General features: G+C 72.3%; 7 protein-coding genes and 1 pseudogene. 6 read left to right on the top strand and 2 right to left on the bottom strand.

Annotated features, from left to right (window positions below):
* Positions 1-342: pseudogene (locus tag F2B26_RS12985) on the bottom strand (DUF2510 domain-containing protein); the annotation flags it as partial.
* A gap of 260 nt (positions 343-602) precedes the next feature.
* On the opposite strand from F2B26_RS12985, the gene F2B26_RS12980 reads away from it, so the two are divergent.
* The 4 genes from F2B26_RS12980 (at position 603) to F2B26_RS12965 (ending at position 5,516) form a co-directional block, all read left to right on the top strand.
* Entirely contained in the window at positions 603-1,151 is a 549-nt protein-coding gene (locus F2B26_RS12980; protein ID WP_159810036.1) for a PAS domain-containing protein, read from the top strand.
* 1 nt (position 1,152) lies between these two features.
* Positions 1,153-2,058: a methyl-accepting chemotaxis protein gene (locus F2B26_RS12975; protein WP_159810034.1), complete on the top strand. Its 906-nt coding sequence runs from the start codon at positions 1,153-1,155 to the stop codon at positions 2,056-2,058.
* A gap of 159 nt (positions 2,059-2,217) precedes the next feature.
* Positions 2,218-4,701: a glycogen/starch/alpha-glucan phosphorylase gene (locus F2B26_RS12970; RefSeq protein WP_268891107.1), complete on the top strand. Its 2,484-nt coding sequence runs from the start codon at positions 2,218-2,220 to the stop codon at positions 4,699-4,701.
* Between the two features lie 344 nt (positions 4,702-5,045).
* Positions 5,046-5,516, top strand: a complete 471-nt coding sequence (locus F2B26_RS12965) for a DUF2690 domain-containing protein (RefSeq protein ID WP_159810032.1) — start codon at positions 5,046-5,048, stop codon at positions 5,514-5,516.
* 111 nt (positions 5,517-5,627) lie between these two features.
* Here the strand turns inward: F2B26_RS12965 and F2B26_RS12960 are convergent, their stop codons facing one another.
* Entirely contained in the window at positions 5,628-6,323 is a 696-nt protein-coding gene (locus tag F2B26_RS12960) for an NUDIX hydrolase (protein ID WP_159810030.1), read from the bottom strand.
* 114 nt (positions 6,324-6,437) lie between these two features.
* Here F2B26_RS12960 and nadA point away from each other — a divergent pair, with 114 nt between their 5' ends.
* Positions 6,438-7,451, top strand: a complete 1,014-nt coding sequence (gene nadA / locus F2B26_RS12955; RefSeq protein ID WP_159810028.1) for a quinolinate synthase NadA — start codon at positions 6,438-6,440, stop codon at positions 7,449-7,451.
* A partial coding sequence (locus F2B26_RS12950) for an FAD-binding protein (RefSeq protein WP_201292733.1) occupies positions 7,448-7,794 on the top strand: 347 nt, incomplete at its 3' end. The genes nadA and F2B26_RS12950, both read left to right, overlap by 4 nt.

The following is a 7,794-nucleotide window of genomic DNA, read 5'->3' as shown; positions in this document are numbered from 1 at the left end:
TGCCCAGCCGCCGGCCGTCGGTGCGGGCTGCGCCTCGGGCAGCCAGGTCACCGGACCGCCCGCCCCGGGCGCCACCTGCGCCGTGAGCTCGCGGGCCAGCCCGACCAGCCCCGCGATCTGCTGCTCCGCGACGAGGCCCCGTACGGCGGCCGCGGGCAGCAGGGTCTCGGCGACGAACCGGACCCGTGCGTCGTCGGGTGCCGTGGTGCGGATCGGGGTCGGGTCCGGCCACACGGCCGTCCCGCCGTCGCTCAGCCACGTCGTCCAGCCGGTGCCGTCCCAGAACCGCAGCGGTGCGCGGCCCGACGGGTCCGGTACCCAGCCCGGCGCTGCGCTGCTCACGAGGTGCTGCTCGTCGTCGTCACGGTGTCCCCCAGCGGTCCGAGCGGTCGTGGCGGTCATCATCTCGGGTGCCGGCGCACCCCGGGGAGGGGCTGTGGACAGGCGCGCCGCCGGGCGGGTGACAGGTGGGGTCGCGACGGTGGCCTTCGTCGCGCCGTTCGTTCGACCTGACCTCGCCAAACGTCTCATACGCGGGGCGCCGTGACCGATCGGGCCATCTCGGGGGGAACCGCGCCCGCCAGTGCCCAGGAGACCAACCGATGACCCTGACACGACCTGTTCCTACCGGTGCCACCCGCAGCTTCGGCGCCGAGGAGATCATCGTCTCGAAGACCGACACCCGTGGTCACATCACCTACGCCAACGACGTCTTCGTCCGCGTGAGCGGGTACAGCGAGGCGGAGCTCATCGGCGCACCGCACTCGATCCTGCGGCACCCCGACATGCCGCGTGCGGTCTTCAGCTACCTGTGGGAGACGATCGCGGCCGGGCGTGAGGTGTTCGCGTACGTCCTCAACCTGGCCGCCGACGGTGCCGCCTACTGGGTGCTCGCGCACATCACCGCGACCTGGGACGCCTCGGGGCGGATCGTCGGGTACCACTCCAACCGGCGCTGGCCGTCCCCGGCCGGGGTCGCCGCCGTCGCACCGATGTACGCCCGGCTCCGCGAGGCGGAGCGCCGCGAGTCCTCGGCCCGGGCCCAGGTGGCCGCCGGGCGGGCGGCGCTCGACGCCGCGCTGGCCGAGCTGGGGATGGGCTACGACGAGCTGGTCTGGAGCGTCATCAACAGCGCCGAACGGGCGGCCTGACATGCGACGGCGCACCCGCCCCGCCGAGGACGTGGCCGCCCCGTCCGTCCAGGTCACCGAGGACCAGCTCGACCTGGTGATCCAGGTGCTCACGGCCGTGTCCCAGGGCGACCTGGAGCCTCGGCTGACCGCCATCGACTGCGGGCCGAAGGTGGAGCAGGCCAGGCTCCTGGTGAACCGGCTGCTCGACGTCGTCGACGCGTTCGTGCGCGAGTCGGCGGTCTCGCTCACCGAGGCGGCGCAGGGCCGCTTCCACCGCACGCTGCTCGAACGCGGTCTGCCCGGTGCCTTCCGGCAGGCCGCCGGGTCGATCGGCTCGGCGCACGGGGCGCTCGCCGCCGCGCAGCGGGACCTGCTCGAGCAGAGCCGCACCCGGCAGCAGATCGTCGAACGGGCGATCGAGGTGTCCGGGCACGTCGCGGCCGCCTCGACCGAGCTCGGCGCCTCGGCCGAGGGGCTCGCGCAGGGTGCCCGGTCGGGTGTCGCCGAGGCGGACGAGGCCCTGGCCATCGTCCGGCGGCTGGAGGAGAGCTCGGCGCGCATCGAGGAGGCCGTCGCGCTCATCCGGCACATCGCGGGACGCACCCGGATGCTCGCGCTCAACGCGACCATCGAGGCGGCCCGGGCCGGGGAGGCCGGGCGTGGGTTCGCCGTCGTCGCCGGTGAGGTGAAGAACCTGGCCGACGGCGCGACCGCATCGAGCGAGGACATCGTCGGCGCGGTCGCCACCGTCCAGCGGGCCGCGCAGGACGCGGGTGAGGCGATGGCCGCGGTGGTGATGGCGATCCACTCGATGGAGGCCGAGGTCGCCGCGATCGCCACGGCGGCCGGTGACGGCGACGGGGGGTTGTCCCGGATGGCCGAGGTGCTCAGCGCCGAGATCGGTCAGTTCGCCGAGCTGAGCTGAGGTTCGCCGAGCGGAGCAGGCCGCGGTGCGGTCCGGGCTCCCCGGGGCGGCGGACCGGCCGTCGTCGGCGCCCGTCCGGGTGCCTCGCCGGGCGTGTCGCCACGATTCGTCCTACCGCTGTCCTGGTAACCCGGCCCTCGTCGTGGTTAGCCTGCACCGGTGACCGAGATCAGCGTCCCTGGCGCGAACGACCTGCGGGCCCCTGTCCACACCGTCGACGGGTTCATCGCCGACTTCATGCGAGAGCTCAACTACGGCCAGGGCGTGTCCCTGGTGCGCAGCTCGAAGAACGACCAGTACCTCGCGCTGGCCCGCACCGTGCGCCACCACCTGCAGTCGCGGTGGATGGAGACGCTGAGCAAGCAGTACGCGGCGCAGGCCAAGAGCGTGGCGTACCTGTCGGCCGAGTACCTGCTGGGCCGTCAGCTCGACAACGCGCTGCTCGCCTCGGACATGGAGGACATCGTCGAGGAGGGGCTGGCCCGGCTCGGCCTCAACCTCGCCGACCTGCGCGGTCAGGAGGTCGAGCCCGGTCTGGGCAACGGCGGCCTCGGCCGGCTCGCGGCGTGCTTCGTCGACTCGCTGGCCACCATGTCGGTGCCGTGCGTCGGCTACGGCATCCGGTACGAGTACGGCATCTTCCGCCAGGAGTTCGTCGACGGCTGGCAGGTCGAGCACTCCGACCGCTGGCTGGAGCTGGGCAACCCGTGGGAGTTCCCGCACCCGGAGCGCTCGGTCACCGTGCACTTCGGCGGCCGCACCGAGACCTACACCGACGAGCAGGGCCGGACGCGCAGCCGCTGGGTGCCGGGCTGGGACGTGCTCGCGGTGCCCTACAACTACATGGTGCCGGGCTTCCGCAACGGCCGGGTCAACACGCTGCGGCTGTGGAGCGCGCGCGCGACGCGGGCGTTCAACCTGCAGATCTTCAACTCCGGCGACTACGTCGAGGCCGTGCGCGGGCAGACCTTCGCCGAGAACATCTCCAAGGTGCTCTACCCGGAGGACTCGACGCCGCAGGGCAAGGAGCTGCGCCTGCAGCAGCAGTACTTCTTCTGCGCGGCCTCCATCCGGGACTTCGTCGACCAGGTGCTGCCCGACGACTTCGACCTGCACCGGCTGCCGGAGCGGGTCATCTTCCAGCTCAACGACACCCACCCGGTGATCGCGGTGCCCGAGCTCATGCGGGTGCTGGTCGACGAGAAGGGCTTCGACTGGGAGGAGGCGTGGGCGATCACCCAGCAGTGCTTCGCCTACACCTGTCACACCCTGCTGCCCGAGGCGCTCGAGGTGTGGTCGGTCGATCTGCTGGGCCGGCTGCTGCCGCGCCACCTGGAGATCATCTACAAGATCAACGACAACTTCCTCGACGAGGTGCGCGCCCAGTTCCCCGGTGACGAGCTGCGGGTGCGCCGGATGTCGATCATCGCCGAGTACCCGGAGCGCTCGGTGCGGATGGCCTACCTGGCCACGGTCGCCGGGGCCAAGGTCAACGGTGTCGCCGAGCTGCACTCCCAGCTGCTGCGCGACAAGGTGCTGCCGGACTTCTCGCAGTTCTGGCCGGACAAGTTCACCAACGTCACCAACGGGGTGACCCCGCGCCGGTTCGTGCGGCTGTCCAACCCGGCGCTGTCGGCGCTCATCACCGAGGCCGTCGGCCCGGGCTGGGTGACCGACCTGGACAAGCTGGCCGGGCTGGAGCCGCTGGCCGAGGACGCGGCGTTCCGCGAGCGCTTCCGCCAGGTGAAGAAGGGCAACAAGCAGCGGCTGGCCCAGCTGCTCGTGGCGCGCGACGGGGTGAGCGTGCCGACCGACCGGATGCTCGACGTCATGGTCAAGCGGCTGCACGAGTACAAGCGCCAGATGCTCAAGGTGCTGCACATCGTCACGCTGTACGAGCAGATCGTGTCCGGCAAGGTCGATGTGGCCGACGTCCAGCCGCGGGTGTTCGTGTTCGGCGCCAAGGCCGCCCCGGGCTACAAGATGGCCAAGCAGATCATCGGGCTCATCAACGCGGTCGGGCGGACGGTGAACGCCGACCCGCGGGTCAACAAGGTGCTCACGGTCGTCTTCCCGGCGAACTACAACGTGACGCTGGCCGAGAAGCTCATCCCGGCGGCCGACCTGTCCGAGCAGATCTCGCTCGCGGGCAAGGAGGCGTCCGGCACCGGCAACATGAAGTTCGCGCTCAACGGCGCCCTCACCATCGGCACGGACGACGGCGCGAACGTCGAGATCCGTCGCCTCGTGGGCGACGAGCACTTCTTCCTGTTCGGGCTGCTGGAGCCGCAGGTCGAGGAGCTGCAGGCCGCCGGCTACCACCCGTCGGCCTACTACGCGGCCGACGACCGGCTGCGGGCCGCGATCGACCTCATCGCGTCGGGGGCGTTCTCCGGCGGCGACCGGTCGGTGTTCGAGCCGGTGGTGTCGAACCTGCTCAACGAGGACCGCTTCCTCGTGCTGGCCGACTACGCGGCCTACCTGGACGCCCAGGAGCGGGTCGACGCGGCCTATGCGGACACCGAGTCGTGGACCCGGTCGGCGATCCTCAACGTGGCCCGCTGCGGCTTCTTCTCCTCGGACCGGTCGATGCGCGACTACATCGACCGCATCTGGCAGACCCACCCGGTGCTGGAGGGCTGAGGCGGGAGCAGCGTGCCGGAGCTCGTCCTGCCGCACGATCCTGCTCAGGAGCCGGTGCGACCCAGGACAACCCCGGCCGGACCGCGGGCGCCCTGGCCGCGAGGTCGATCCCTGCGCGCTTCCGGACAGCGATCTTCCTGGTCAGGGGCCTGAGGCTGCGACGCGCACCGTCAAGCACGCGGGGGGACCGTTGCCACGGGTGACGCTCGTGGCCAGGTGCAGGGACTACTCCTTTCGGGTGACAGGCTCCTAGCCTCTCGGCGCGCTCGGACCGCCGGGCGTCGTGCCGCAGCCACCGGCGTGTGGCGGGCGCGTCACCGCAGTGCAGGCAAGGGGAGAGACCGATGAGATCGAGACGTGCGTTCCGGATCGGTGCCCTGCTGGTGGCGGTGGTGGCCGCGGTGGGTCTGGCGGGCCCGGCCCAGGCAGCCACCAACGACGGCAAGTCCGCGAAGTCGACGGGGTGCGCCACGACCGCAAAGACGGTCGCGACCGCGACGATGCGCTCGCCGTATGACAACTCGAAGTTCGGCACCATCGAGCTCATCTACTCCACGTCGTGCCGGACGACCTGGGCCCGGATCACGTCGGTGCATCCGATCCAGTCGAGTAGCCCGTCCCAGAGGGACTGGAACGACGCATGGGCGACGATCACCCGCAACAGCGATGGCAAGCACTACAGCTGCCAGGTCGCGGTGGGCCAGACCTCGTGCGTCACGGCGATGGTGAACGACGCGGGTGTCTCGTCCTTCGCGTCCGGCTGGGGCGACGACGGGGAGTACATGGGCATCGAGGCTCGGACGAAGAACTACTGACCGTGACGGGGCCGCTCGGCTAGTGCCTCACCCGCCGGCGGCATCACCCAGCGACGCGGTGTGCCCGGCGCCCGGAGGTTGTCGGGCACACCGCGCCAGCACCGCCCCGGCTCAGCCCCGCGGCGGGCCGAGCACCGCGAACGGGTCGGTGACCTCGAGCGCACGGGCGGTGAAGCGGTAGATCGCGGCGGGCCGGCCACCGCCTGGTCCGTGCCGGGCGGTGCTGCCGGTGGCCTCGATCTGGCCGCGGCGCACCAGGATGCGTTGCAGGTTGGTCGGGTCCACGTCGTGCCCGAGCGCCGCGCGGTACACCTTGACCAGCTCGGACATGGTGAACTCGGGCGGCGCGAGCGCGAACCCGAGGTTGGTGTACGAGAGCTTGGAGCGAAGCCGTGCGACGGCGGTGCGGACGATCTCGCCGTGGTCGAACGCGGTGCGCGGCAGGGCGTCGGTGGGGTGCCACGCGGTGTCGTCGGGCACCTGCGGGTCGGCGTCGACGGGGACCAGGCCGAGGTAGCTGGTGGCGACCACGCGGCGGTCGGGCACGCGTTCGGGGCGGCCGCGCGAGTCGAGCTGCTCGAGGTGCGCGAGCTCGCGGACGTCGACCTTCTCGGCGAGCTGGCGGCGGATCGAACCGCCCAGGTGCTCGTCGGCGGCGAGGTCGCCGCCGGGCAGGCTCCAGGCCCCGGCGTCCGGGTCGATGGCGCGTCGCCACAGCAGCACGTGCAGCCGGTCGTCGCGCACCTGGAGCACCGCGGCGAGCACCTCGTGCCCGCACACGGTGTGAGAAGCGCTCGGCTCGGACACGGCCGTATGGTAGCGTTCGCCGGGTTATCGACCAGTAGTCGAAAACCTCGGCGGCCCGGACGGCGGCGAGCAGGACGAGACCTGTCGGGCGCCCCGGCCGCCCTGGAGGACGCGATGACCAGCACCATCACGCAGGACGAGGCCGCCCCCACGCGGGACGAGGACCTCCCGGCCGACTGGGCGGAGCAGGTCCGGGCGCTCGCCGCCGAACGCGATGCGGTGATCCTCGCGCACAACTACGAGCTGCCCGCGATCCAGGACGTGGCCGACCACGTCGGTGACTCCCTGGCCCTGTCGCGCATCGCCGCGCGCGTGCCGAACGCCGAGATCGTGTTCTGCGGTGTGCACTTCATGGCCGAGACCGCCAAGATCCTGTCGCCCGGCAAGCGCGTGCTCATCCCCGACGCGCGGGCCGGCTGCTCGCTCGCCGACACCATCACCGCCGACCAGCTGCGCGCGTGGAAGGCCGAGCACCCCGGCGCCGTCGTCGTCGCCTACGTCAACACCAGCGCCGCCGTGAAGGCCGAGTCGGACGTGTGCTGCACGTCCTCCAACGCCGCCGACGTGGTGCGCTCGGTCCCGGCCGACCGGCAGATCCTCTTCCTGCCCGACCGGCACCTCGGCGAGCACGTGCGCCGGGTCACCGGCCGCGACCTGTGGATCTGGCAGGGCCAGTGCCACGTGCACGAGGGCATCGGCGGCGACGTGCTGCGCGGCGCCATCGCGGCCGACCCGGGGGCCGACGTCCTCGTGCACCCGGAGTGCTCGTGCGCGACGGCGGCGCTGTCGATGGCCGCCGCGGGTGAGATCCCCGCCGACCGGGTCCGCATCGTCTCGACCGGCGGCATGCTCGACGAGGCGCGTCGGACGGGTGCCACCAAGGTGCTGGTCGCCACCGAGGTCGGCATGCTGCACCAGCTGCGCAAGGCGAACCCGCAGGTGCAGTTCGAGGCCGTGAGCCGCGGCGCCGTCTGCCCCTACATGAAGATGATCACCCCGGCCCGGCTGCTCGACGCGCTGCGGTTCGGCCGGGACGAGGTGCACGTCGACCCGGACGTGGCCGAGCGGGCGCGCGGGGCCGTCGAGCGGATGATCGCGCTCGGGTCGTCCCCGACGGTGTCCCGGTGAGCGCCACGACGCTCGACCTGGCCCGCGTCGCCGATCCGCTGGCGGTGAGCCTGGTCGCCGGCCGGCTCGCGGCGCCCGCGCCGACGTGGACCGTGCGCACCGATGTGCTCGTCGTCGGGTCCGGGGTGGCGGGGCTGTCCGTGGTCGCCGGGCTGGTCGGTGCGGGCTTGTCGGTGCACCTGGTCACCAAGGGGGCGCTCGACGCGGGGAGCACGCGCTGGGCGCAGGGCGGCATCGCCCGGGCCACGGCGGACGCCGACGACATCGAGCTGCACGTGCGCGACACCCTCGTCGCCGGGGCCGGGCTGTGCGAACCGGAGGCCGTGCGCCGCCTGGCCGCGCA

It is taken from the genome of Cellulomonas citrea (genome assembly GCF_009829685.1).
GTDB classification, from domain to species: domain Bacteria; phylum Actinomycetota; class Actinomycetes; order Actinomycetales; family Cellulomonadaceae; genus Cellulomonas; species Cellulomonas citrea.
Note: the sequence above shows the minus strand (reverse complement) of the source record. Positions and strands in the feature narration are given on the sequence as shown.

Coding starts and splice junctions, on each gene's coding strand:
- F2B26_RS12980 (WP_159810036.1), top strand. CDS start 603: ATGACCCTGACACGACCTGTTCCTACCGGTGCCACCCGCAGCTTCGGC.
- F2B26_RS12965 (WP_159810032.1), top strand. CDS start 5,046: ATGAGATCGAGACGTGCGTTCCGGATCGGTGCCCTGCTGGTGGCGGTG.
- F2B26_RS12975 (WP_159810034.1), top strand. CDS start 1,153: ATGCGACGGCGCACCCGCCCCGCCGAGGACGTGGCCGCCCCGTCCGTC.
- nadA (WP_159810028.1), top strand. CDS start 6,438: ATGACCAGCACCATCACGCAGGACGAGGCCGCCCCCACGCGGGACGAG.